Origin of the sequence: Pseudomonas sp. 25 R 14 (genome assembly GCF_900004755.1) — a bacterium.
Taxonomy (GTDB): domain Bacteria; phylum Pseudomonadota; class Gammaproteobacteria; order Pseudomonadales; family Pseudomonadaceae; genus Aquipseudomonas; species Aquipseudomonas brenneri.
The window spans coordinates 1-25005 of the sequence record NZ_CVTS01000009.1 but is presented as its reverse complement, the minus strand read 5'-3'; the positions used below and the strand labels follow the sequence as shown (position 1 = coordinate 25005).

Annotated in this window: 24 protein-coding genes; 14 read left to right on the top strand and 10 right to left on the bottom strand. The window is 61.2% G+C overall.

Features of this window, described 5'->3' with window-relative positions:
* From BFQ03_RS30390 to BFQ03_RS01330, 3 genes are all read right to left on the bottom strand, one after another.
* Positions 1–193, bottom strand: a 193-nt coding sequence (locus tag BFQ03_RS30390; protein WP_204839921.1) for a hypothetical protein, incomplete at its 3' end; no start/stop codon positions are given.
* 78 nt (positions 194–271) lie between these two features.
* Complete coding sequence (locus tag BFQ03_RS01335) at positions 272–1765, bottom strand: CoA-acylating methylmalonate-semialdehyde dehydrogenase (RefSeq protein ID WP_065942347.1); 1494 nt, start codon at positions 1763–1765, stop codon at positions 272–274.
* A gap of 74 nt (positions 1766–1839) precedes the next feature.
* Complete coding sequence (locus BFQ03_RS01330) at positions 1840–3189, bottom strand: omega-aminotransferase AptA (protein ID WP_032859739.1); 1350 nt, start codon at positions 3187–3189, stop codon at positions 1840–1842.
* Between the two features lie 125 nt (positions 3190–3314).
* On the opposite strand from BFQ03_RS01330, the gene BFQ03_RS01325 reads away from it, so the two are divergent.
* The 6 genes from BFQ03_RS01325 to BFQ03_RS01300 all read left to right on the top strand — a co-directional run bounded on the left by BFQ03_RS01325 (position 3315) and on the right by BFQ03_RS01300 (position 9286).
* Positions 3315–4235: a LysR family transcriptional regulator gene (locus BFQ03_RS01325; protein ID WP_065942346.1), complete on the top strand. Its 921-nt coding sequence runs from the start codon at positions 3315–3317 to the stop codon at positions 4233–4235.
* 86 nt (positions 4236–4321) lie between these two features.
* Positions 4322–5716 (top strand): uracil-xanthine permease family protein, encoded by a 1395-nt coding sequence (locus tag BFQ03_RS01320; RefSeq protein ID WP_065942345.1) that lies wholly within the window; start codon positions 4322–4324, stop codon positions 5714–5716.
* 87 nt (positions 5717–5803) lie between these two features.
* Complete coding sequence (locus BFQ03_RS01315) at positions 5804–6463, top strand: TetR/AcrR family transcriptional regulator (RefSeq protein WP_029297545.1); 660 nt, start codon at positions 5804–5806, stop codon at positions 6461–6463.
* A gap of 13 nt (positions 6464–6476) precedes the next feature.
* Positions 6477–7058, top strand: coding sequence for an IMPACT family protein (locus tag BFQ03_RS01310; protein ID WP_032859747.1), 582 nt, complete (start codon positions 6477–6479; stop codon positions 7056–7058).
* A gap of 46 nt (positions 7059–7104) precedes the next feature.
* A complete protein-coding gene (locus BFQ03_RS01305; RefSeq protein ID WP_032859750.1) occupies positions 7105–7791 on the top strand; it encodes an SDR family oxidoreductase in 687 nt (228 codons plus the stop codon).
* Positions 7792–7930: 139 nt separating this feature from the next.
* A complete protein-coding gene (locus tag BFQ03_RS01300) occupies positions 7931–9286 on the top strand; it encodes an 8-oxoguanine deaminase (RefSeq protein WP_032859751.1) in 1356 nt (451 codons plus the stop codon).
* Here BFQ03_RS01300 and BFQ03_RS01295 read toward each other — a convergent pair whose 3' ends face one another.
* Positions 9287–10375 carry a calcium:cation antiporter gene (locus BFQ03_RS01295; RefSeq protein WP_032859753.1) on the bottom strand — a complete coding sequence of 363 codons (1089 nt, stop codon included), beginning with the start codon at positions 10373–10375 and terminating at the stop codon, positions 9287–9289.
* 194 nt (positions 10376–10569) lie between these two features.
* Here BFQ03_RS01295 and BFQ03_RS01290 point away from each other — a divergent pair, with 194 nt between their 5' ends.
* Complete coding sequence (locus BFQ03_RS01290) at positions 10570–11523, top strand: adenosine deaminase (protein WP_032859755.1); 954 nt, start codon at positions 10570–10572, stop codon at positions 11521–11523.
* 103 nt (positions 11524–11626) lie between these two features.
* Here BFQ03_RS01290 and BFQ03_RS01285 read toward each other — a convergent pair whose 3' ends face one another.
* Together BFQ03_RS01285 and BFQ03_RS01280 are read right to left on the bottom strand one after the other, a co-directional pair.
* Positions 11627–12325, bottom strand: coding sequence for an ArsR/SmtB family transcription factor (locus BFQ03_RS01285; RefSeq protein WP_032859757.1), 699 nt, complete (start codon positions 12323–12325; stop codon positions 11627–11629).
* 134 nt (positions 12326–12459) lie between these two features.
* Entirely contained in the window at positions 12460–13389 is a 930-nt protein-coding gene (locus tag BFQ03_RS01280) for a LysR family transcriptional regulator (protein ID WP_032859759.1), read from the bottom strand.
* 122 nt (positions 13390–13511) lie between these two features.
* On the opposite strand from BFQ03_RS01280, the gene BFQ03_RS01275 reads away from it, so the two are divergent.
* On the top strand, positions 13512–14525 hold the full coding sequence (locus tag BFQ03_RS01275) for a zinc-binding alcohol dehydrogenase family protein (protein ID WP_032859762.1): 1014 nt from the start codon (positions 13512–13514) through the stop codon (positions 14523–14525).
* A gap of 149 nt (positions 14526–14674) precedes the next feature.
* On the top strand, positions 14675–14854 hold the full coding sequence (locus tag BFQ03_RS01270; protein WP_032859764.1) for a hypothetical protein: 180 nt from the start codon (positions 14675–14677) through the stop codon (positions 14852–14854).
* Between the two features lie 8 nt (positions 14855–14862).
* Here the strand turns inward: BFQ03_RS01270 and BFQ03_RS01265 are convergent, their stop codons facing one another.
* Together BFQ03_RS01265 and BFQ03_RS01260 are read right to left on the bottom strand one after the other, a co-directional pair.
* Positions 14863–16056 (bottom strand): multidrug effflux MFS transporter, encoded by a 1194-nt coding sequence (locus BFQ03_RS01265; RefSeq protein WP_065942344.1) that lies wholly within the window; start codon positions 16054–16056, stop codon positions 14863–14865.
* Between the two features lie 86 nt (positions 16057–16142).
* Entirely contained in the window at positions 16143–16340 is a 198-nt protein-coding gene (locus BFQ03_RS01260) for a heavy-metal-associated domain-containing protein (RefSeq protein WP_032859767.1), read from the bottom strand.
* 147 nt (positions 16341–16487) lie between these two features.
* Between BFQ03_RS01260 and BFQ03_RS01255 the strand changes: the two genes are divergently transcribed.
* The 3 genes from BFQ03_RS01255 (at position 16488) to cueR (ending at position 19697) form a co-directional block, all read left to right on the top strand.
* Entirely contained in the window at positions 16488–16868 is a 381-nt protein-coding gene (locus tag BFQ03_RS01255; RefSeq protein WP_032859768.1) for a hypothetical protein, read from the top strand.
* A gap of 223 nt (positions 16869–17091) precedes the next feature.
* Positions 17092–19293 (top strand): heavy metal translocating P-type ATPase, encoded by a 2202-nt coding sequence (locus BFQ03_RS01250; protein ID WP_032859770.1) that lies wholly within the window; start codon positions 17092–17094, stop codon positions 19291–19293.
* Positions 19290–19697 (top strand): Cu(I)-responsive transcriptional regulator, encoded by a 408-nt coding sequence (gene cueR / locus BFQ03_RS01245; RefSeq protein WP_065942343.1) that lies wholly within the window; start codon positions 19290–19292, stop codon positions 19695–19697. The genes BFQ03_RS01250 and cueR overlap by 4 nt, the downstream gene beginning before the upstream one ends.
* Positions 19698–19861: 164 nt before the next feature.
* Here the strand turns inward: cueR and BFQ03_RS01240 are convergent, their stop codons facing one another.
* Together BFQ03_RS01240 and BFQ03_RS01235 are read right to left on the bottom strand one after the other, a co-directional pair.
* Complete coding sequence (locus tag BFQ03_RS01240; protein ID WP_032859773.1) at positions 19862–20758, bottom strand: PA4780 family RIO1-like protein kinase; 897 nt, start codon at positions 20756–20758, stop codon at positions 19862–19864.
* Positions 20759–20932: 174 nt separating this feature from the next.
* A complete protein-coding gene (locus BFQ03_RS01235) occupies positions 20933–22210 on the bottom strand; it encodes an acetyl-CoA C-acetyltransferase (RefSeq protein ID WP_032859775.1) in 1278 nt (425 codons plus the stop codon).
* 106 nt (positions 22211–22316) lie between these two features.
* On the opposite strand from BFQ03_RS01235, the gene BFQ03_RS01230 reads away from it, so the two are divergent.
* Entirely contained in the window at positions 22317–23669 is a 1353-nt protein-coding gene (locus BFQ03_RS01230; RefSeq protein ID WP_065942342.1) for a 3-oxoacyl-ACP reductase, read from the top strand.
* Positions 23670–23671: 2 nt separating this feature from the next.
* Positions 23672–24520 carry a MaoC family dehydratase gene (locus tag BFQ03_RS01225; protein WP_032859779.1) on the top strand — a complete coding sequence of 283 codons (849 nt, stop codon included), beginning with the start codon at positions 23672–23674 and terminating at the stop codon, positions 24518–24520.
* The last annotated feature ends 485 nt before the right edge of the window (positions 24521–25005 follow it).

Here is a 25005-nt window from a genome sequence, read left to right as displayed (position 1 = left end):
AGGCGAATTCTACAGCGTTACACGCTGCTGTCAACACCTCTTTTTCAACTTCCTTTTGGCTTCGATGAACTGAAGCAACCTGCTGCCGAAAACTTCGTAACTCATTGTTTGCCAAGGAGTTTTCCGTTTCGACTGCGCCGGAAGTGGGGCGAATTATAGACAGATATAAATCGCCGTCAACCGTTACTTTCACATTTCTGTCATATCGGTCAAAAAAGCTCCAGAAACGCAAAGGCCGGCCCCAAGGGGCCGGCCTTCTGCTCATCCGACCTTACAAACTAGGGAAGGCGAACTGCGATGCTTCATGGCTTGCACGCTGTGGCCAGCGCTGGGTGATCGCCTTGCGACGGGTATAGAAACGCACCCCGTCCGGTCCATAGGCATGCAAGTCGCCAAACAGCGAACGCTTCCAGCCACCAAAGCTGTGATAAGCCACCGGCACCGGCAATGGCACGTTAACCCCCACCATGCCCACTTCAATCTCGTCACAGAACAGCCGCGCCGCCTCACCGTCACGGGTAAAGATGCAGGTACCGTTGCCATATTCATGGTCGTTGATCAGTTGCATCGCCGCTTCCAGGCTGTTCACCCGGACGACGCACAGCACTGGGCCAAAGATCTCTTCTTTATAGATGCGCATCTCGGGCGTCACGCGATCAAACAGGCAGCCGCCCAGGAAGAAACCATCTTCATTCCCGGCAACGCTCAGGCCACGCCCATCGACCACCAGCTCAGCGCCCGAAGACACACCGTCTTCTATATAGCCGCTGACCTTGTCGCGCGCCTGCGCAGAAACCAGTGGCCCCATGTCCAGGCCACAGGAAGTACCCGCACCAATCTTCAGTGCCTTGATCTGCGGCACCAGCTTGGCAATCAATGCATCCGCCACCTGGTCACCCACGCAGACCGCCACCGAGATCGCCATGCAACGCTCGCCGCAGGAGCCATAGGCGGCGCCCATCAAGGCACTCACGGCGTTATCCAGATCCGCATCCGGCATCAGCACCGCATGGTTCTTCGCCCCGCCCAGCGCCTGCACACGCTTGCCGCGCTTGGTCGCTTCGGAATAGATGTACTCGGCAATCGGCGTCGAGCCAACAAAACTCAAGGCCTTGACCTCAGGTGCCTCGATCAGTGCATCCACCGCGCCCTTGTCGCCATGGACCACACTCAACACGCCTTTGGGCAAACCGGCTTCCTGCAACAACTGGGCAATCAGCAGCGTCGAGCTTGGGTCGCGCTCCGATGGCTTGAGGATGAAGCAGTTACCGCAGACGATGGCCAGTGGATACATCCACAGCGGCACCATGGCAGGGAAGTTGAACGGCGTAATACCGGCCACCACGCCCAGCGGCTGAAAGTCGGACCAGGCATCAATGTTCGGGCCGACGTTACGGCTGTATTCACCCTTGAGGATCTCCGGCGCCGAACACGCGTACTCGACGTTCTCGATCCCGCGCTTCAACTCACCGGCCGCGTCTTCCAGGGTCTTGCCATGCTCTTCGCTGATCAACTGCGAGATACGCGCTTCGTTCTGCTCCAGCAATTGCTTGAAACGAAACATCACCTGGGCGCGTTTGGCCGGTGGCGTATTACGCCAGGCCGGAAATGCCGCCTTGGCCGAGTCGATCGCCTGTTGAATGGTTTCACGGCTGGCCAATGGCACCTGGTGAATCACCTGGCCGGTGGACGGGTTGTAAACGTCGGCACTACGACCGCTGTCGTTGACCATTTCGCCATTGATCAAATGCTGGATAAGGCTCATGCAAGGCTCCTGAAAAGTTGTCCACAGGCGCGACACGCGTCGCGCCAGGCTGTTGTTCTATATAGAAGGAGAAATCAGTCGATCTTGTTCAGCACTTCGCCGACGGCATCGAACAAGCGATCCAGATCCTGCGGCTTGCTGTTGAAGGTTGGGCCGAACTGCAGGGTGTCGCCGCCAAAACGCACATAGAACCCGGCCTTCCACAACGCCATGCCCGCTTCGAATGGACGCACGATGGCATCCCCATCACGCGGCGCGATCTGGATCGCACCGGCCAGGCCGTAGTTACGGATGTCGATTACGTTCTTGCTGCCCTTCAAGCCGTGCAGCGCATTCTCAAAGTGCGGCGCGACTTCGGCCACGCTCTGCACCAGGTTTTCCTTCTGCAACAGATCCAATGCCGCCAGGCCAGCAGCACAGGCTACCGGGTGTGCCGAGTAGGTGTAGCCGTGTGGGAATTCCACCGCGTACTCAGGCGTCGCCTGGTTCATGAAGGTCTGATAGATCTCACTGCTGGCAATCACCGCGCCCATTGGGATCGCACCGTTGGTGACTTGCTTGGCGATGCACATCAGGTCTGGCGTCACACCGAAACTGTCCGCACCGAACATCGAGCCGGTACGGCCAAAACCGGTGATCACTTCGTCGAACACCAACAGGATGTTGTGCTGGTCACAGATTTCACGCAGGCGCTTGAGGTAGCCCTGTGGCGGAACAAGTACCCCCGCAGAACCAGCCAGCGGCTCAACAAATACCGCGGCAATATTTGATGCATCGTGCAACTCAATCAGCTTGAGCAACTCGTCAGCCAGGGCAATGCCACCCAGCTCCGGCATACCGCGCGAGTACGCATTGCTCGCCAGCAAGGTGTGCGGCAGGTGATCGACATCCATCATCGCCTGGCCAAAAATCTTACGGTTGCCGTTGACGCCGCCCAGGCTGGTGCCCGCGATGTTCACCCCGTGATAACCACGGGCACGCCCGATCATCTTGGTCTTGGTCGCCTGGCCCTTCAGGCGCCAGTAGGCACGCACCATCTTTACCGCCGTATCGGCGCACTCGGAACCGGAGTCGGTAAAAAACACATGGTTCAGGTTGCCTGGGGTCAGGTCGGTAATCTTTTCTGCCAACTGAAAGGACAGCGGATGACCGTATTGGAAGCCTGGCGAGTAATCCAGGGTGCCCAGTTGCTTGGCGACCGCTTCCTGGATTTCCTTGCGGGTGTGCCCCGCGCCGCAGGTCCACAGGCCCGACAACGAGTCGTACACCCGGCGCCCCTTGTCATCGATCAACCAACTGCCTTCGGCCCCCACGATCAGACGCGGGTCGCGCTGGAAGTTGCGGTTGGCGGTGTAAGGCATCCAGTGGGCGTCCAGCTTCAACTGGCTGGCCAGGGTGGATGGGGCGTTTTCGGGCATGTTCATCAGCAAAACCTCGCAAGGCAAAAGGCAGCGTCGGGATTGAAAAGCGTTGTTGCAGCTAAATTGCCACGAGGATAAAGTCTAGGAAATCCAACTCTTCTAACCTTCAGTCAGGTCTTTACTAAACTATGAGCAGCCGCCGACCCGACCCACTGGCCCAAGTCAGCGACTTCGATATCCGCCTGTTGCGCATCTTTCGCAGTGTGGTGGAGTGCGGAGGCTTCTCGGCGGCGGAAACCGTGCTGGGCATCGGGCGCTCAGCCATCAGCCAGCAAATGAGCGATCTCGAACAACGCCTGGGCCTGCGCCTGTGCCAACGCGGGCGCGCCGGCTTCTCCCTGACGGAAGAAGGCCGGGAGGTCTACCAATCGGCCCTGCAACTGTTGAGTGCGCTGGAAAGTTTCCGCACCGAGGTCAACGGCCTGCACCAGCACCTGCGCGGCGAACTGATCATCGGCCTGACCGACAACCTGGTGACCCTGCCCCATATGCGCATCACCCATGCATTGGCGCAGTTGAAAGAGCGCGGCCCGGATGTGCAGATCCAGATCCGCATGATCGCCCCCAATGAAGTGGAACAAGGCGTGCTCGACGGGCGCCTGCATGTCGGCGTGGTACCCCAGGCCAGCGCGCTGTCGGGCCTGGAGTATCAGCCCTTGTACAGCGAGCGCTCGCTGCTCTACTGCGCGGTGGGCCATCCGCTGTTTTATGCCGACGACAAGCAACTGGACGACCCACGCATCAATAGCCAGGACGCCATCGCACCGACTTTCCGTCTGCCCGCCGATATCCAGGCCCACTATCAAGCGCTCAACTGCACCGCCAGCGCTTCCGACCGCGAAGGCATGGCCTTCCTGATTCTCACCGGGCGCTACATCGGCTACCTGCCCGACCACTACGCCAGCCTATGGGTGCAACAAGGCCGACTACGTGCGCTGAAACCGCCTACACGATTTTACGATTTAAGCCTGGCTTCGGTCACCCGCAAGGGCCGCCGCCCTCATTTGGTGCTGGAAAGCTTTCTCGACAGCCTGGCCGCAACCCGCTGATACGGGCCCCATCCAAAACCTGAGCAAGTGGACAGTTTTTTGCAAGGCATAGGGACCATGAACCGTCAGCCCTGAGTCCCCATGCCATGCCAGCAGAATCCTCCAGCCCCAGCGACCTGATCTACGGCCTCAACGACCGCCCCAAGCCACTGCCCGCCTTGCTCGCGGCACTGCAACATGTGCTCGCCAGCTTCGTCGGCATTATCACCCCGCCCTTGATCATCGGCTCCACCCTGGGCCTGGCCGCCCACTTGCCCTACTTGATCAGCATGGCGTTGATGGTTTCCGGCGTAGGCACCTTCATCCAGGCCCGTAGGCTCTTTGGGATTGGCGCGGGCATGATTTGCCTGCAAGGCACCAGCTTTGCCTTTCTCGGCGCAGTGTTATCGGCCGGTTTCCTGGTCAAGCAGCGCGGCGGCAGCCCGGAGGACATCCTGGCGATGATCTTCGGCGTGTGTTTTTTCGGCGCGCTGGTACAGATCGTGCTGAGCCGCTTTATCGGCCAACTGCGCCGCGTCATCACCCCGCTGGTGACCGGGATTGTGATTACCCTGATTGGCATCAGCCTGATCAAGGTGGGCATCACGGATCTGGGTGGAGGCTTCAACGCCCCGGACTTTGGTGCCCCGACCAACCTGGCCCTTGGCCTGTTCGTGGTGCTGACGATTATCCTGCTCAACCGCTCGAACACGCCGTGGGTACGCCTGAGCGCGATCATCATCGGCCTGGTGCTGGGCAGCATTGCCGCCTGGTTCAGCGGCAAGTTGGTGCCTCAGCCCTTGCCCGACCTGCCCTTGATCAGTCTGCCGACGCCGTTTCATTTTGGCTTCAGTTTCGACTGGACAGCCTTCCTACCCGTCGCGCTGATTTATCTGATCAGCAGCATCGAAACCGTCGGCGATCTCACCGCCAACTGTATGATCGCCCGCCAGCCCATCAGCGGTCCTTCTTATATAAGCCGACTCAAGGGCGGCGTGCTCGGGGATGGTGTCAGCTGCATGATCGCCGCCACCTTCAGCGCCTTCCCCAATACCACCTTTGCCCAGAACAACGGCGTGATCCAATTGACCGGTGTCGCCAGCCGTTATGTGGGCCTGTACATCGGTGTGGTGCTGTTTTGTCTCGGGCTGTTTCCGCTGATTGGTGCGGTGCTGCAGCAGATTCCCAAGCCAGTGCTCGGCGGCGCAACCCTGGTGATGTTCGGCAGTGTCGCCGCCGCTGGTGTGCGTATCCTGGCGCAGGCCCCGCTGGATCGACGTAGCATGCTGATCATCGCCACCTCGTTTGGGGTCGGCCTGGGCATCGCCGCGCAACCGAATTTGTTGCACCTGATGCCAACCCTGGTGCAAAACCTGTTCGACTCGGCCATCACCAGCGGCGGGATGACGGCTATTGTGTTGTGCCTGATCCTGCCGGAATCCAAGGCCGCGGCACCTGCCGCAAATCCGCTGGTGGAACACGACACGCTGGAACCGCTTTGACGCTTTTATCGTATCGGGACTTGTCTGAGGCTTGAGGGTGGGTTATCTGTGCAGCAATCGCATTCATCGATCTGCACGGAAACCTCCATGAGCCTCGAAGTTCCTGCCCACAACAGCCACGCCGGAAAACCCGCCAGTCGCATTCGGCAAAAGAACGAACAAGCGATCATCCAGGCCGCCGAAGACGAATTCGCCCGGCATGGCTACAAAGGCACCAGCATGAACACCATCGCCGCGAGTGCCGGGCTGCCGAAGGCCAACCTGCACTATTACTTCACCAATAAACTGGGGCTGTATATCGCGGTACTGAGCAATATCCTCGAACTGTGGGACAGCACCTTCAACACCCTGACCGCCGAGGATGATCCCGCCGAGGCGCTGACTCGCTACATCCGCACCAAGATGGAATATTCCCGACGCCAGCCGCAAGCCTCGCGGATCTTCGCCATGGAGATCATCAGCGGTGGCGAATGCCTTACCGAATATTTCAGCCAGGACTACCGCACCTGGTTCAGCGGTCGGGCCGCGGTGTTCCAGGCCTGGATCGATGCCGGCAAGATGGACCCCGTGGATCCGGTACACTTGATCTTCCTGCTGTGGGGCAGCACCCAGCATTACGCTGACTTCGCGACCCAGATCTGCCGCGTGACCGGTCGCACCAAGCTGACCAAGCAGGACATGGAAGACGCTGGCAGCAACCTCATCCACATTATTCTCAAGGGCTGTGGCATCAAGCCGGCCCTCTGAACGAAGCGACCCGATGCCTTTCACCCTTACGGGCTTTTGTGAATTTCGCGAAGAAATCCGCAAAAGCCGCTTCATCACCTTTGCCGCACCCATTACCAGCCCGCAAGACGCCCAGGCGTTTATCGAGCAGCACAGCGACCTCAACGCCACGCACAACTGCTGGGCCTGGAAACTGGGCGGGCAGTACCGCAGCAACGATGACGGCGAACCCGGCGGCACCGCCGGGCGCCCGATCCTGGCCGCCATCGAGGCCCAGGGCTTTGATCAGGTCGTGGTGCTGGTGGTCCGTTGGTATGGCGGCATCCAGCTAGGCACCGGAGGCCTGGCCCGTGCCTATGGCGGTGGCGCCAATAAATGCCTGCAAAACGCCGAACGGGTCGAACTGATCAGCCGCGTGCCCTTGAGCTGCGCCTGCGGCTTCGCCGAACTGACCCTGGTCAAGCTGCGCGTCGCCGAACTGGGCGGCCTGGTGCTGGAAGAAACCTTCACCGCCAACGGTGTTGAGCTGCAATTGGCACTCGGCGAAGCCCATATCGACACCCTGCAAACGCAGTTGGCCGACCTGAGCCGCGGGCGAATCCTGCTGCAACGTTGAACCTGATAATGTTGTTCACTGAACCTCGACGCCAAAGGAAGCCTTCATGTCTACGCCAAAAACCGCATTGATCATCGGCGCCTCACGCGGGCTGGGCCTTGGCCTGGTCAAGCAATTGCTCCAGGACGGCTGGGACGTGACCGCCACCGTGCGTGATCCGGGCAAGGCCGATGCCCTGAAAGCCGTGGGCCCGGTCCAGATCGAGAAACTCGACATGGACGACCAGCAAGCCGTGATCGCCCTGAGCCAGCGCCTCAAGGACCGCACCTTTGACCTGTTGTTCGTCAATGCCGGCGTCAAGGGCCCGGCCAACCAGACCCCGGGCCACGCGACCCTGGCTGAAGTCGGCCAGCTGTTTTTCACCAATGCCGTGGCACCGATCAACCTCGCCCAGCGCTTTGCCCCGCAGATTCGCCAGGGCAGCGGCGTGCTGGCATTCATGAGCTCGGTGCTGGGCAGCGTGACCATGCCCGATGCGCCAGACCTGGCACTGTACAAAGCCAGCAAGGCCGCGCTGAACTCCATGACCAACAGTTTTGTGACGCAATTGGGCGAGCAGAAGCTGACGGTATTGTCGCTGCATCCGGGCTGGGTCAAGACCGATATGGGCGGCGAAGGTGCCGACCTGGATGTGGAGACCAGCGTGCGCGGCCTGATTGCCCAAGTGAACGCCTACACCGGCAAGGGCGGCCATCACTTCGTCAACTACAAGGGCGAGACCATTCCCTGGTAACCAGCAGATGAGCGGTGGATAGACCCCACCGCTCACTCCACGTAGACTGCCCTCCTCGCCCTTACCGGCGACCCTGGATCAGCAGACAGGGCAACACTGAGCTGGCAAACCTGAACCCATCATTCAGAGGAGCCGGCCAATGCCTGCGACCCGTATCTGGTTAAAAAACCCTCTCGCGATCTTCACTGCCAATGCCCTGGACGCCCGTGGCGGCCTGGTGCTGCAAGACGGCGTGATCGTCGAAGTGCTCGCCCTCGGCCAACAACCGAGCATCGCCTGCGAACAAACCTTCGATGCCCGCGAGCATGTGATCCTTCCCGGCCTGATCAACACCCACCATCACTTCTACCAGACCCTGACCCGCGCCTGGGCGCCGGTGGTCAACCAGCCTTTGTTCCCCTGGCTGAAAACCTTGTACCCGGTCTGGGCCCGCCTGACGCCGGAAAAACTCGCACTGGCCAGCAAGGTCGCCCTGGCAGAATTACTGCTCTCGGGCTGCACCACCGCCGCCGATCACCACTACCTGTTCCCCGACGGCCTGGAAAATGCGATCGACGTGCAAGTCGACAGCGTGCGCGAACTGGGCATGCGCGCCATGCTCACGCGCGGTTCCATGAGCCTGGGCGAAGCTGACGGTGGGCTGCCACCGCAGCAGACCGTGCAGCAAGGTGAAGTGATCCTCGAAGACAGCCAGCGCCTGATCCAGCGCTACCACGAGCGCGGCGACGGCGCGCACATCCAGATTGCCCTGGCGCCCTGCTCGCCGTTCTCGGTCACTCCCGAAATCATGAGCGCCAGCGCCGAACTGGCCAACCAACTCGATGTACGCCTGCACACCCACCTGGCCGAAACCCTCGACGAAGAAGACTTCTGCCTGCAACGCTTCGGCCTGCGCACCGTGGACTATCTGGACAGTGTCGGTTGGCTCGGCCCACGTACCTGGCTGGCCCATGGCATTCACTTCAACCCCGATGAAATCGCCCGCCTGGGCGCGGCCGGCACCGGGATTTGCCACTGCCCAAGCTCCAACATGCGCCTGGCCTCCGGCATCTGCCCCACCCTGGACCTGATCGCCGCCGGCGCGCCGATTGGCCTGGGCGTGGATGGTTCGGCCTCCAACGATGCGTCCAATATGATCCTCGAAGCACGTCAGGCCCTGTATATCCAGCGCCTGCGCTACGGGGCAGAAAAAATCACCCCTGAAGGCGTGCTGGGCTGGGCCACCAAAGGCTCTGCGCAACTGCTCGGCCGCAGCGACATCGGCGAGTTGGCCGTGGGCAAACAAGCTGACCTGGCGTTGTTCAAACTCGATGAGCTGCGCTTCTCTGGCAGCCACGATCCGATTTCGGCGCTGCTGTTATGCGGCGCCGACCGCGCGGATCGCGTGATGGTGGGCGGCAAGTGGCGGGTGATCGACGGGCAAATCGAGGGCATGGACCTCAAGGGCCTGATCGCCGATCACAGCCAGGCGGCGCGGCAGTTGATCGCCGGCTGACTACAACCCCAACAGCGACAACATGATAAAGGTCGCAAACAGTACAAAGTGGGTCATCCCTTCGATGGCGTTGGTTTCGCCATCGTTGAGGTTGATCGCGCTGACAATCAGCGTGATAAACACCATCACTGTTTGCACCGGTGTCATCGCCATCTGAAACGGCTGGCCGGTGTACAGCGCCATCGCTTCCATCACCGGCACAGTCAAGATCACCGTCGACAACGAAGCCCCCAGCGCGATGTTGACCACTGACTGCATGCGGTTGGCCAATGCCGCACGCAACGCGGTCAGAATCTCTGGCGCGGCAGAAATCGCCGCCACCAGGATTGCCGTGATCACCGGCGGCGCACCCGTGCCCTCCAGGCCAAGGTCCAGGGTCTTGGACATCACTTCGGCCAATGCGCCAATGACCACCACGCCAAACACAAGGGTTGCAATGGAGAATGTCAGGTTGACCGGCGAAGCCTGTTCTTCCGGCAGCGGCTTGCGGCGTTTTTCCGGATAGCTGTAGCTGAAAAAGTAACTGTGTGGCCCCACCTGCATGCGCAGGAACAAGGCGTACAACACCACCATCGCGCCAATGGTGAAGGCCGAGTAGATTTTCCAGTCGGCCTCGGGGATAAATTCCGGCACCACCATGGACACGCCCATGGCGGTCAGGATCATCACGCTGTAGGTCCGCGCCGAATCATCGTTGTAGGACTGCTCGCCATGCTTGATGCCGCCCATCAGTGCGGCCAGGCCGAGAATGCCGTTGATATCCAGCATCACCGCCGAGTAAATCGTATCGCGCACCAGGGTCGGTGACGCCTCGTTGCTCATCATGATCGCCAGGATCACCACTTCAACCAGCACCGCCGCGAGGGTCAGGATCATCGTGCCGTAAGGATCGCCGACTTTTTCGGCGAGCAGTTCGGCGTGGTGGGCCACGCGCATCGAGGCCATGACGATAAAACCGATCAGCACCAGGCCACCGAGCAGCGCCGTGGCCTGCCCACTGTGCAGCAGCCAGTGTTCCAGCGGATAGGCCGCGATGGCGGCGAGCAGCGCCAGCCACATGAATTTTTCTTGCTTGAGGGATGTGAGCATTACGGGCCTTTGCGAACAGCGAATCAGTCTGTGATGGGGTACAGACTGCGGCGTTTCGCTAACGTTTCGTTACACCTTAGTTCATTCCTCCATTGCCGCAGGCACGAAGAATGCTTACCGCTCGGTCAGGTTTTACCGATTATTTGCGTCCTGGCCTGTAGAATGTCGCCATTGCACCTGATGAGAACGCACACATGTACGACTGGCTCAACGCCCTGCCCAAGGCCGAACTGCACCTGCACCTGGAGGGTTCGCTGGAGCCCGAGTTGCTGTTCGCCCTGGCCGAACGCAACAAAATCGCATTGCCGTGGAACGACGTCGAAACCCTGCGCAAGGCCTACGCCTTCAACAACCTGCAGGAGTTTCTCGACCTCTATTACAAGGGCGCCGATGTATTGCGCACGTCCCAGGATTTCTACGACCTGACCTGGGCCTACCTGCTGCGTTGCAAGGCGCAGAACGTGATCCATACCGAACCGTTCTTCGACCCGCAGACCCACACCGACCGTGGCATTCCCTTTGAAGTGGTGCTCAATGGCATCGCCAGCGCACTCAAGGACGGCGAGCAGCAACTGGGTATCACCAGCGGCCTGATCCTCAGCTTCCTGCGCCACCTGAGCGAAGAGCAAGCGCAAAAAACCCTCGACCAGGCGCTGCCGTTCCGTGATGCGTTTGTCGCCGTGGGCCTGGACAGCTCGGAAATGGGCCACCCACCGAGCAAATTCCAGCGTGTGTTCGATCGCGCCCGTGGCGAAGGTTTCCTGACCGTCGCCCATGCTGGCGAAGAAGGCCCACCGGAATACATCTGGGAAGCCCTCGACCTGCTGAAAATCCAGCGTATCGACCATGGCGTGCGCGCCATCGAAGACGAGCGCCTGATGCAGCGGATCATCGACGAGCAGATCCCCCTGACCGTGTGCCCGCTGTCCAATACCAAGCTGTGTGTATTCGACGACATGGCCCAGCACAACATCCTCGACATGCTGGAGCGTGGGGTGAAGGTCACCGTGAACTCCGATGACCCGGCGTATTTCGGCGGTTATGTCACCGAGAACTTCCACGCGCTGCACACCTCGCTGGGCATGACCCAGGACCAGGCCCGCCGCCTGGCGCAAAACAGCCTGGATGCACGCCTGGTCAAGCCCTGACCCCTCCCTGTAGGAGCGAGCTTGCTCGCGAAGGACGCCAACGATAAAGCGTACATCCTGGATGAACGCGGCGCCTTTGAATTGTTCGCGGGCAAGCCCGCTCCTACACAGCCGCCATCCGGGCAATTTCCAAGCGCCCGGTCTCGGTGACCTGCACTGCGCTCGACTCATTGACCGTCTTCAACCAGCGCGACTGCATGAACAACTGCAACAATCCCGCCCCCAACGCCCCGCCCAGGTGCGGCTGCTGCTCGCTCCAGTCAGAGCAATCGCAAGCCATTGTCGAGAAACTATGCTGGGCCAGGGCCTGGGTGAAAATGCCATGCTCGGCCAAATGGCGTGCCCCCAGGGGCGTCACATGGAGCCACTGTTCAAAGCGTTCAATCCACTTTGCCAGCACCATGCGCTGATAGAGGGCTGCCGCCATTTCCCCCCCAAGATGATCGTGGCATATCCGTGCCTGGCGCAACGAAGCCGGCGCCAGCAATGCCGTCACCGGCCGGCTGGATGCACTGCGCGCCACGCTAGCCATCGTGGTACTGGCCAATGCATCGACGGCTGCGCCCACATCCGCTGCCGCCATGCGGAAGAAGCGTTTACGCCCGCGGGCTTCAATACGTAGTAATCCACCGGCCGCCAAACGCGCCAAATGCGCATTCGCCGATGAAGCCGATAACCCAGCCAACATCGCCAACTCCTCGGAGGGCTTGGCCGAGCCGTCCATCAACGCCCAGATCATCGCGGTGCGTTTGGGGTCGGCCAACAATGTTGCGATCTGGCTGATGCAAGGTGCCTGTTCCATGTACTCACTCCCTGTTCAATCGTTGGTCTGCTCCATTTCGCCGAAAAGTATAAGTGTGTGAGCAGCGGATTCCGTGGCGTCTTACAGCCAAATCAGCGACAGCTACTGCCTGAAATTTCCTGAATTTCCCGAGGTTATTGTGTAGTCCCCCGTCGTTCAGGCAACTGCGCGCTCAACTTCCCACAACGTGCCACGAGCATTTCACGCAGGAGGTTGATCGGCTTACTCAATTGCGCACGATGGGCGCACAGCAGATTGAGCGGTGTGCGCTCACCCAGCAGCTCCGGCAAGAGCAACTGCAAGCGGCCGGCCAGCACATCGGCGCTGACATCCAGCCAGGACTTGTAGGCAATGCCCACCCCAGCCACGGCCCAACGCCGCACGACATCAGCGTCGTCACTGAAACGGTCGCCGCTGACGGTCAGGCTGATTTCCCGTCTAGCATCCTGAAAGCTCCAATGGTCGTGCACCCGGCTGCCGAGCATAAACAGCAGGCAATTGTGCTGGGCCAGTTCTTCCAGATGGCGCGGCTCGCCATGTCGGGCCAGGTAGCTGGGCGCCGCGCACAACACTCGGCGGTTGTCTGGCGCGACCGGCAAGGCCACCAGGCTCGAATCCTCGGGTTCGCCATAGCGCAAGGCGATATCCACCGGCTGGCGGAACAGGTCGGCGATCCGGTCGCCCAGCAGTAGGCGCACGTTCAACTGCGGGTGTTCACGCTGAAACTCGTCGAGCCAGGGCAGCAACAGGTTGCGTCCGAAGTCCGAAGGCGCCGACAACTGCAGGACACCGCTGACATGATCCTGGCCGCTGGCCAGCAACCGCCGCCCCTCATCCAGTTGGCTCAAGGCACCGCGGGCGTACTGCAGAAAACCTTCACCCTCGGCGGTCAGGCGCAGGCTGCGGGTGGAGCGCGCCAGCAAGCGCACGCCCAATTGTTGTTCGATGCGTTTTAACGCCGCACTGGCCACTGCCGCCGACATATCCATAACCCGTGCGGCGGCAGACAAACTGCCCAAATCCGCCGCACGCACGAACAACTGCAAATCATCAAAACGCAGCATGACCACCGTCCCGAGGAATTATCAAAAATCCGTTGAAAGAGAGTGCTCTTTTAGCGGGTTTTATCTGCAAGAGAAATAGCTAATGATCTGTCCATCACATTCGCCCCTCTATGGAACGCGCCATGAAAGCCATCGCCTACTACGCCGCATTGCCGATCAACGACCCCAAGTCCCTGCAAGACATCGAATTGCCTGAGCCAGTGGCCGGCCCGCGTGACTTGCTGGTGGAAGTCAAAGCCATCTCGGTCAACCCGGTGGACACCAAGATCCGCCAGAACGTCGCTCCGGAAAACGGCGCAGCCAAAGTGCTGGGCTGGGATGTGGCCGGCGTGGTCAAGGCGGTCGGCAGCGACGTCACGCTGTTCAAGGCCGGTGACAAGGTGTTTTACGCCGGCTCCCTGACACGCCCGGGCGGCAACAGCGAACTGCACACGGTGGATGAGCGGATTGTCGGCCATATGCCAAAAAGCCTGGGTTTTGCCGAAGCCGCCGCCCTGCCGCTGACCGCCATCACCGCCTGGGAGCTACTGTTCGAACGCCTGCAAGTAGCTGAAGGCAAGGCCGATCAAGGCCAGAGCCTGCTGATTGTCGGCGCTGCCGGCGGCGTAGGCTCGATCCTCACCCAACTGGCTGCGCAACTCACCGCACTCAAGGTGATCGGGAGCGCCTCGCGCCCGGACACCCAGGCCTGGGCCAAGGATCTGGGGGCCGACCTGGTGGTCGATCACAGCCAGCCCCTGAGCGAAGAGCTCAAGCGCGCCGGCCACCCACAGGTGACCCACGTCGCCAGCCTGACCCAGACCGACCAGCACCTGGACCAATTGGTCGAAGCCCTCGCACCCCAGGGCAAACTGGCATTGATCGACGATCCCAAGGCCCTGGATGTGACCAAGCTCAAGCGCAAGAGCCTGTCGCTGCACTGGGAGTTCATGTACACCCGCTCGATGTTCGAGACCGCTGACATGATCGAGCAGCACAACCTGCTCAATCGGGTCGCCGAGCTGATCGACGCCGGCACCCTGAAAACCACGGTGGGCGAACACTTCGGCGTGATCAATGCGGCGAACCTGCGCCGAGCCCATGCCTTGCTGGAAAGCGGCAAGGCCAAGGGCAAGATCGTGTTGGAAGGCTTCTAAGACGCGGGCTCTGTCAGTGTCATCCGTTATCGCTGTAGGTAACGGACGGCACCGCTAGTCAGAGACTTGATCCTTGTCATATTTGTGAGCGTATTCGGGTTTATATTGGCCGCCTTTGCCACGCAATCTTTTACGTGAGGAAGTCAGCAATGAAGATCCTGATAAAAGCGTTAGCAAAATCCCAAGGCAACAAATGGCAGGTCCGCCTGGACCACGACGCCTTTACCTTCCGCAGTGAAGCCGAGGCTCGCGCCTTCGCCAACACCCTGCAAAACCGAATCCAGGCACCCCATCGTTTTCCCGAAAGCCAGCAGCGCGCTACTGGCTGAAAAAGCGGTCAGGCCTGCGCTTGCAAGGCTCGCTGCCGTTGCAGGCGCTGGGTCAACATGGCCACCACTACCGCCAACACCCCACACAAGCTGATGACGATCGACATCGGCATGGCCGTGCCGTCGTGCAGTGCGCCGACCAACGATGCCGCACCTGCGGCCACGCCAAACTGGATGCAGCCCAGCAGGGCCGACGCGCTGCCGGCCCGCGCGCCCTGCCCGTTCATGGCGCACGCCGACGTATTGGGCATGATGCAACCCAGGCTGGCGATGCACAGGAACAGCGGCACCAGCAGCGGCCACAATGCTTCGGTATGCAAGGCACTGACCGCCAGCAGCGACAGCGCTGCCGCGAGGTAGACCCACACCGTGCGGGTCAGCAGAAACGCCGGGCCGCGCTTGGACAGCAGCCGCGCGTTGACCTGGGCCACTAGGATAAAGCCTGCGGCATTGGTGCCGAACAGCCACCCATAGTGCTCGGCCGGCACGCCGTAGAGCTTGATAAATACGAAAGGTGAGCCGGCGATGTAGGCGAACATCCCGCCAATTGCGATACCACCGGTCACGGCATACCCCAGGTACACCCGATCAGCCAGCAGCCGCCCGTATTGGCGCAACGCCCCGGACAGTGGCTGCCGAGGCTGATGGGCCGGAAAACTCTCCGGCAAACCGATAGCCACCGCCACCCCGGCGCCGACGCTGAATACCGTCAACGCGAGGAAAATCGACTGCCAGCCCCACAGGCTGACCATCACCCCACCGAGCATCGGCGCCAGGATCGGCGCCAGCCCGACCACCAGCATCAATTGCGAAAAGACCTTGGCCGAGCCCACCGCGTCGCACTTGTCGCTGACCACCGCCCGGGAAATCACCATACCCGCACACCCGCCCAGCGCCTGGACGAAGCGCGCACCGATCAGCCACTCCAGGGACGGCGCATAGGCGCACGCCAGGGAGGCCACGGTGAACAAGGTGACACCGCTCAACAGCGGGATGCGCCGCCCGAAACGATCCGCCAGCGGCCCATAGATCAACTGGCCGATCGCAAGGCCCGTGAAATACACGGCCAGGGTCAGCTGGATATGTTTTTCGTCGGTGCCGAACGCCACCGCCATGGCCGGGAAGCCCGGCAGGTAAAAATCGATAGCCAGCGGCGCAAATGCGCTCAAGGCCCCAAGAATAAGGATTATGCGAAGGTTCATCAGGCACCCGGAAGAGTCGGCAGCCCGACAGTCTAGCCGCGCTTGGGTGCCTTGAACATTACGTTAGCTCGCTACCTATTAAATAATCAGGCGAGCTTGGCGCTGTAGCCTTCTTCGGTGATCAGGCTGATCACTTCGTCCGGCGACAAACGACTTTCCACACCGACTTCCTTGGCGGCCAGATTCACATTCACACTGGCGGCCGGATCCTTGGCTTGTACCGCTTGGGTCACGGCCCGGACGCAGTGGCCGCAGGTCATTCCTTCAACGCTGAATATTTGCATGACATGACTCCTTGAGTGAGGTTGCACCCAGTCTCATCCTTGCCACGATGGCAAGGTCAAGCACTGAAAACAAGCGCCGGGCTGGTATTCCCTGGCGGCGTCGGCCAAGCTGCAACCATCCACGATTTGAAACCCGGAGAATTCACCATGCGCTGGTCGTTTTTTGGCCTTGTCAGCCTGTTGAGCCTGTTCGCCGCTGTCCCCCAGGCCAGCGCCGCCGAGGACTATGCGGTGCTGATCATTTCCAGGGAGCGCCTGGAAGTACCGACCAACTGTGAGGTCGGCCTGTACGTCAATGACCAGTTGGCCGGACGGCTGTTCCAGGAGCAATCCACCTCATTCAACTTCCCGGAAGGCAAGGTCTCGCTGCGGCTCAAATTGCTGCCGGGCCAGGTTCCCGGATGCCTGCCGGGGCTTCTGGCGCCCAAGGCCCAAGAGATCACGCTCAAAGCCGGCGACGTGCGCAAGTTGCGCATTGCCCAGGGCGCCGACGGCATGTACCTCAAGGCCGCCAAGCTCGGTTACTGACGCGAACCTGTCTCAATGCCGTTTTCTGTAGGAGCGAGCTTGCTCGCGAAGAACGTCAACGATAACGCGTGTTTACCGGGTAAACGCGGCGCTCTCCAGTTTTTCGCGAGCAAGCTCGCGCCTACAGAAAAACGGTATCAGGGCTTGCCGTGAATTAAGGGGCTTGACCTTCCTATCAGGTCAAGGTTGATCCTACAGGCAACTTTTCCTGGAGGAACGCCCCATGAATGGATCCACCACCTTCGACCTGCCGATCAGCGGCATGACCTGCGCCAGTTGCGTCGGGCGGGTCGAACGCGCCCTGAACAAGGTGCCCGGCGTGCAAAACGTCAGCGTCAACCTGGCCAATGAACGGGCCCACGTCGAGGTGACGGGCCAGATGGACCCCGCCGTGCTGATCGCCGCCGTGGAAAAAGCCGGCTACACCGCCACCCTGCCGCAAAGCGAAACCGCCACCCAAGCCAGCCAGGAACAACGCCTGAAACGCGAGCGTTGGTCGCTGGTGATGGCCATTGCGCTGGCGTTGCCGCTGGTCCTGCCGATGCTGGTGCAACCGTTCGGCCTGCACTGGATGCTACCGGCCTGGGTGCAATTCCTGCTCGCCACCCCCGTGCAGTTCATCTTTGGTGCGCGCTTCTATGTCGCCGCCTGGAAAGCCGTGCGCGCCGGCGCGGGCAACATGGACCTGCTGGTGGCCATCGGCACCAGCGCAGGCTATGGCCTGAGTATCTACCAGTGGCTCAGCGCGCCGGCTGGCGTCGAGCCGCACTTGTACTTCGAAGCTTCGGCGGTGGTGATCGCCCTAGTGCTGCTTGGCAAATACATGGAAAGCCGCGCCAAACGCCAGACTGCCAGCGCCATCCGCGCCCTGGAGGCCTTGCGGCCAGAGCGGGCGATTCAGGTGATCGATGGCCGCGAGCAAGAGGTCGCGATCAGCGCCCTGCGCCTCAATGATCTGGTGCTGGTCAAGCCCGGCGAACGTTTCCCGGTAGATGGCGAAGTGGTCGAAGGCCAAAGCCATGCCGACGAAGCCTTGATCACCGGGGAAAGCCTGCCAGTGCCGAAACAACCGGGGGATAAAGTCACCGGCGGCGCGATCAACGGTGAAGGCCGTTTGCTGGTACGCACCCTGGCCCTCGGCGCAGAAAGCGTGCTGGCGCGGATCATTCGCCTGGTCGAAGACGCCCAGGCGGCCAAGGCGCCGATCCAGAAACTGGTGGATAAAGTCAGCCAGGTGTTTGTGCCGACCGTGCTGGTGATCGCCCTCGCCACCCTGGTTGGCTGGTGGTTGTATGGTGCACCGCTGGAAACCGCATTGATCAATGCCGTCGCGGTGCTGGTGATTGCCTGCCCTTGCGCATTAGGCCTGGCCACGCCGACCGCAATCATGGCCGGCACCGGTGTCGCGGCCCGCCACGGGATTTTGATCAAGGACGCCGAAGCCCTGGAGCGCGCCCACGAAGTCAGCGCGGTGGTGTTCGACAAGACCGGCACCCTCACTTCCGGCGCCCCCAAAATCGCCCACCTCAGTGCAGTGGATGGCAACGAAGCACTGTTGCTGCAACAGGCCGGCGCCCTGCAACGCGGTAGCGAACACCCATTGGCCAAGGCGGTACTGGACGCCTGCAATGATCAAGGCCTGCCGGTTGCCGATGTCAGCGCCAGCCAATCCCTGACCGGGCGCGGCATTGCCGGCACCCTGGACGGTCGGCAACTGGCCCTGGGCAATCGGCGCCTGCTCGATGAGACCGGCTTGAAGCCGGGTGACCTGGCCGCCAACGCCAGTGCCTGGGAAGCTGAAGGCCGCACCTTGTCCTGGTTGATCGAGCAAAGCCCGGAACCTCGGGTGCTGGGCCTGTTTGCCTTTGGCGACACCCTCAAGGACGGTGCCCTGCAAGCCGTGCAACAGCTCAAGGCGCGACACATCAGCAGCCACTTGCTGACCGGCGACAACCGCGGCAGTGCCCGCGTGGTGGCACAAGCGCTGGGCATCGATGATGTGCACGCCGAAGTGTTGCCCGCCGACAAAGCCGCCACCGTCGCCGAGCTGAAAAAGACTGGCGTGGTGGCCATGGTCGGCGACGGCATCAACGATGCCCCGGCCCTGGCCGCCGCGGATATCGGCATCGCCATGGGTGGCGGCACCGACGTGGCGATGCACGCGGCGGGTATCACGCTGATGCGTGGCGATCCACGCCTGGTGCCGGCAGCCCTGGAAATCAGCCGCAAGACCTACGCGAAAATCCGGCAGAATCTGTTCTGGGCCTTTGTGTATAACTTGATCGGCATTCCGCTGGCCGTGTTCGGCCTGCTCAATCCGGTGTTGGCCGGCGCCGCCATGGCCCTGTCCAGCGTCAGCGTGGTCAGCAACGCACTGCTGTTGAAAACCTGGAAACCCAAGGATCTGGAGGATCACCGCTCATGAACATCGGCCAGGCAGCCCGGCAAAGCGGCTTGAGCGCAAAGATGATTCGTTATTACGAATCCATCAACCTGCTCAAGCCGGCCCATCGCAGCGACAGTGGCTATCGCCTGTATAGCGCCGACGACCTGCACACCCTGGCGTTTATCAAGCGCTCGCGGGACTTGGGGTTTTCACTGGCAGAAGTCGGCAAGCTGCTGGAGCTGTGGCAGGACCGGCAACGGGCCAGTGCCGACGTCAAGGCGTTGGCTCGCCAGCATATCGAGGAGTTGAATCAAAAAATCCGCGAACTGGGGCAGTTGCGCGATACGTTGCAGGACTTGGTGGAGCACTGCCAGGGCGATCACCGGCCCGATTGTCCGATTCTCAAGGAGTTGGCGTCGGGCAGTTGCTGCAGATCCAACTGACCGAACGCAAAACCCAATGTGGGAGCGGGCTTGTGTGGGAGCCGGGCTTGCCCGCGATAGCATCACCTCGGTGCAACGGATGTACCGAGGTGCCTGCATCGCAGGCAAGCCAGCTCCCACACAAGCCCGCTCCCACATTTTTTAACCCCCAGTGTGCTGGGCGATCACTGCATCCAAGGCGGCGGCGGTTCTTCCGCCGGTTTGCCCGGTGGTGCATCATCCGCCGCACGGATCGCCTGGCGCCGCTCTTCGTCAAGCCGCGCCGCTTCGATCTCACGCATCACGCCGCCGACATCCGCCAATTCTTCCGGCTCGTCGAACTCGCCAGTCAACACACTGGCTGGATGCAAGGTGCCGGCTTCGTACAGCGCCCACATTTCCTTGGCGTACTTGGTGGTCTTCAATTCGGGGGCAAACCGCCCGAAATACGAAGCCATGTTGCCCACGTCCCGCTCCAGCATGCTGAATGCGTGGTTGTTACCCGCCGCATCCACCGCCTGAGGCAAGTCGATGATCACCGGGCCCGTCGGCGTCAGCAATACGTTGAACTCGGAAAGATCACCGTGCACCAGACCGGTACACAGCATCAGCACGATCTGCGAGATCAGGAACGCGTGATACTCACGGGCCTGATCCGGTTCCAGGACCACGTCGTTCAGGCGTGGCGCCGCGTCACCGTATTCATCGGCCACCAACTCCATCAGCAACACGCCTTCAAGGAAGTCGTAGGGCTGTGGCACGCGAACACCCGCACCGGCCAGGCGAAACAGCGCCGCTACTTCAGCGTTCTGCCAGGCGTCTTCGGTTTCTTTCTTGCCGAACTTGGAGCCCTTGGCCATGGCCCGGGCCTGCCGGCTGTTGCGGACCTTGCGGCCTTCCTGGTATTCGGCCGCCTGACGAAAGCTTCGTTTATTCGCCTCCTTGTAGACCTTGGCGCAACGTAATTCGTTGCCGCAGCGCACCACATAAACAGCTGCTTCTTTACCACTCATGAGTGGGCGCAGCACTTCGTCGACCAGACCGTCCTCGATCAGGGGTTCAATGCGTTTAGGAGTCTTCATCAGCTTTTATTGTGGGTCCTTTATTACCAAACACGCGTATGGCACTCGTTATACGGCAATCCTCGCACAGCGGGGAGAGGGTAACGAGCCTTGATCTGCTAAAGAATGCATCCAATATGCCAGATTAATCCGACAAAGCCGCTATTGCTCAAGGCGTTCGGATGATAGCCGAGATCAGCGCTCAATGATCGCCGTCACGCCCTGCCCGCCCGCAGCACAGATCGAAATCAGCCCGCGCCCCTTGCCGGCGGCGTCCAGCAGCTTGGCCAGGTTGGCGACAATACGCCCACCGGTGGCGGCAAATGGGTGCCCAGCAGCCAGGGAGCTGCCCTTGACGTTCAGGCGGCTGCGGTCGATAGAGCCCAACGGCGCGTCCAGGCCCAGGCGGGTCTTGCAGTAATCAGCATCTTCCCAGGCCTTGAGCGTGCACAACACTTGGGCGGCGAAGGCTTCGTGAATTTCGTAGTAATCAAAATCCTGCAGCGTCAGGCCATTGCGCGCCAGCAAACGGGGTACGGCATATACCGGCGCCATCAACAGCCCTTCGGCACCGTTGACGAAATCCACCGCCGCCGCTTCGCCATCACGCAGGTAGGCGAGAATAGGCAGGCCACGCTCCTTGGCCCAGGCTTCGCTGCCCAATAACACCAGGGACGCGCCATCGGTCAGCGGCGTGGAGTTGCCGGCGGTCAGGGTGCCCTTTTCACTGCGTTCAAAAGCCGGTTTGAGGCTGGCGAGTTTTTCCAGGGTCAGGTCCGGGCGCAGATTGTTGTCACGGGTCAGGCCCAGGAACGGTGTGAGCAAATCGTTGTGCCAGCCCTCGGCGTAGGACGCGGCCATTTTCTGATGGCTTTCCAAGGCCAGTTGGTCCTGCTCGGCGCGGGGGATCTGCCAGGTCTGCGCCATCAGTTCGCAATGCTGGCCCATGGACAGGCCAGTACGCGGTTCACCATTGCGCGGCAGTTCCGGCTTGAGGTGATGCGGGCGAAGTTGTAACAGGACTTTTAATTTATCAGCCATGGATTGGCTGCGATTGGCTTGCAGCAAGATTTTGCGCAGGCCCTCATTCACCCCGATGGGCGCGTCGGAAGTGGTATCGACCCCGCCGGCGATCCCGCATTCGATCTGCCCCAGGGCAATTTTGTTAGCCACCAGTAGCGCCGCTTCCAGCCCGGTGCCGCAGGCCTGTTGAATGTCATAGGCCGGGGTTTGTGGCGACAGGCGCGAGCCCAGCACGCATTCGCGGGTCAGGTTGAAGTCCCGCGAATGCTTGAGCACCGCGCCTGCGGCCACTTCACCCATGCGCAAGCCGTGCAGGTTATAGCGCTCGATCAAGCCTTCCAGGGCCGCCGTCAACATGGCCTGGTTACTCGCCGTGGCATAGGGGCCATTGGAACGGGCGAAGGGGATACGATTACCGCCAATGATCGCGACACGGCGCAACTGAGTCATGGAAAGCTCCCTGTTAGGTGGTAGGTGCAATCCTGAGCCTAGACTAGGAACGACTGTCACCTATTGATGGTCCACCCTTTGAACCCCAGCAGCCGGAGAGCGTTCCATGTCTGACCGTTATATCGACTTCGCCAACTCAAGCCTTGGCCACCGCGTGGTCTCGGCCATTGGCCTGCCGTCCCCGGTACGCCTGGAGCGCTGGCAAGCCGGACGCCTGCGCCCGGTGGAAGGCGCCCTGCTGTTGGGCGGCGGCCCACTGGCGGCCCAGGTGTTGGGGTTTGCCAATAAACTCACCGAGGCCATCTACAGCTACGGCCCCGAACCGCTCAAGGCCACGCCGTGGATCCCCGGGCATGGCCCCAAGCTCAAGGCGGTGCTGTTCGATGCCAGCCATTTGCAACATACCGACCAACTCAAGCAACTGCGCGAGTTCTTCCAGCCGCTGCTGAAAAATCTCGATCACAGCGCACACCTGGTGATTCTCGGCCGCGCCCCGGAAAGCCTCAGCGAACCGTTTGCCGCCAGCGCCCAGCGCGCGCTCGAAGGGTTCAGCCGGTCGCTGGCCAAGGAGCTGCGCAACGGCGGCACCCTGCAATTGCTGTATGTCGCAGAAGGCGCCGAGGATCAATTGGAAGGTGCGCTACGGTTTTTCCTTTCGCCGAAAAGTGCCTATATCAGCGGCCAGGTGCTGCGCCTGAACGCCTGCCCAACCCAGGTGCACGACTGGACCCGCCCACTGGCCGGGCTCAAGGCCCTGGTGACCGGCGCCGCACGAGGTATCGGTGCTTCGATTGCCGAAACCCTGGCCCGCGACGGTGCCGAGATTGTGTTGCTGGATGTGCCCCAGGCCAAGGCCGATCTCGACGCCCTCGCCGCTCGGTTGGGCGGGCGCGGCATTGCCCTGGACATTTGCGCCGATGACGCCGCCACGCAGTTGATCGAGCAGTTGCCGAACGGCATCGACATCGTGGTGCACAACGCCGGCATCACCCGCGACAAGACCCTGGCCAACATGACCCCGGAATACTGGGACGCGGTATTGGCGGTCAACCTCAATGCCCCGCAAGTGCTGACCAAGGCCCTGCTCGACAGCGGCACCCTGCACGACAACGGCCGCGTGGTGTTGCTGGCTTCGATCAGCGGCATCGCCGGCAATCGCGGGCAAACCAACTACGCCGCGAGCAAGGCCGGGCTGATCGGCCTGGCCCAGGCCTGGGCGCCGCTGCTGGCGCAACGGGGCATCAGCATCAACGCGGTGGCCCCAGGTTTTATCGAGACCCAGATGACCGCGCACATTCCCTTTGCCTTGCGTGAAGCCGGGCGACGCATGAGCTCGCTGGGCCAGGGTGGCTTACCGCAAGATGTGGCCGAAGCCGTGGCCTGGCTGGGCCAACCGGGGTCAGGTGCAGTCAGTGGCCAGGCGCTGCGCGTATGCGGGCAAAGCCTGCTGGGAGCGTAACTATGCTGTGGCACACATTACCCCGCAGCCCGGCACTGCCGCCGCTGTATTGGCGCGCCGCGCTCAAGCGCAAGATCACCGGCACCACGTTGCCCACTTCAGGGCTGCACTGCCGGGTGCAGGTCAATCCCGAGGCGGTAGCGGCCTATCGCAAGGTCTGCGGGTTTGCCGAGAGCCCGATGCTGCCGGCGACTTATCCACACATCCTGGCGTTCGGCCTGCAGTTGCAGTTGCTGACGGCGCGGGAATTCCCCTTCCCGCTGCTGGGGCTGGTGCACTTGAGCAACCGTATCCGTGTGTTTCGCCCCATGGGCGGGGTCAGCGACGTGCGAGTCAGTGTGCATACGCGCAACCTGCAACCCCATGCCAAGGGCGCGACCTTTGACCTGATCACCACCGTCGAGGATTCCCTGGGTTTGTTGTGGGAGGGCGAAAGCCGAATGCTCTGTCGCGGGGTGAAACTCGATGGTGAAGCGCCAGAACAATCCCTGCCAGCGCCCAATATGGTCAACGAGCTGACCCGCTGGCAGGCACCGTCCGACATCGGTCGGCGGTACGCCCGGGTATCCGGTGACTACAACCCGATCCACTTGAGCGCCCTCACCGCCAAGCTGTTCGGTTTCCCCCAGGCCATCGCCCACGGGCTGTGGAACAAGGCACGTACCGTGGCGGCCCTGCATGAACATCTGCCCTCGGCGAATATCGAGCTCTACGTTGAGTTCAAGAAACCGGTACGGCTGCCTGGCGAAGTCATCTTGTTGACCGGTGCCCCCGGTTCCAGTGGCGAGTTGCAACTCAAGGGCAGTGGCGATATCGAACATATGCTCGGAAAGTGGCAGCCGATTGCCTGAAACAGCGGCGATTTGCTGATTAATTGTATATATACAACCTAAGTTATAGCGGGTTATCGATAGCCCGCTAACTTATCCAAGTGATTGTTTTATATAACATCACCTCAAACAAAAAACCTCTACATATACCCTTGGTATTAATCACCAAGACGCACTCCCGCGTCTGTATATAAATCGTTAATACCAAGTTGAGCGTTGCGATAAAGAGTGCCGAGGACTGTGATAGCCACAACGGACGCATGTATTGCCCGCCGAAGAACGGGCGAACTTGCGAAACCAACAAAGGCTGTACCAGGTGCTAAGGAACTCATCATGAAAACTCAAGTCGTGTTGTGGAAAGCAAGTACTGCATTGGCCCTTATCCTGGCGATGAGCCTGGGTGGCTGCAGCAGTGGTGGTGGCGGTCACAAGAGCAGCGTTGCATCCTCCTCCCCAGATGCTGGCGCCGGGACCGGTGGTGGTACTGGCGGTGGTGACGGTGGCGG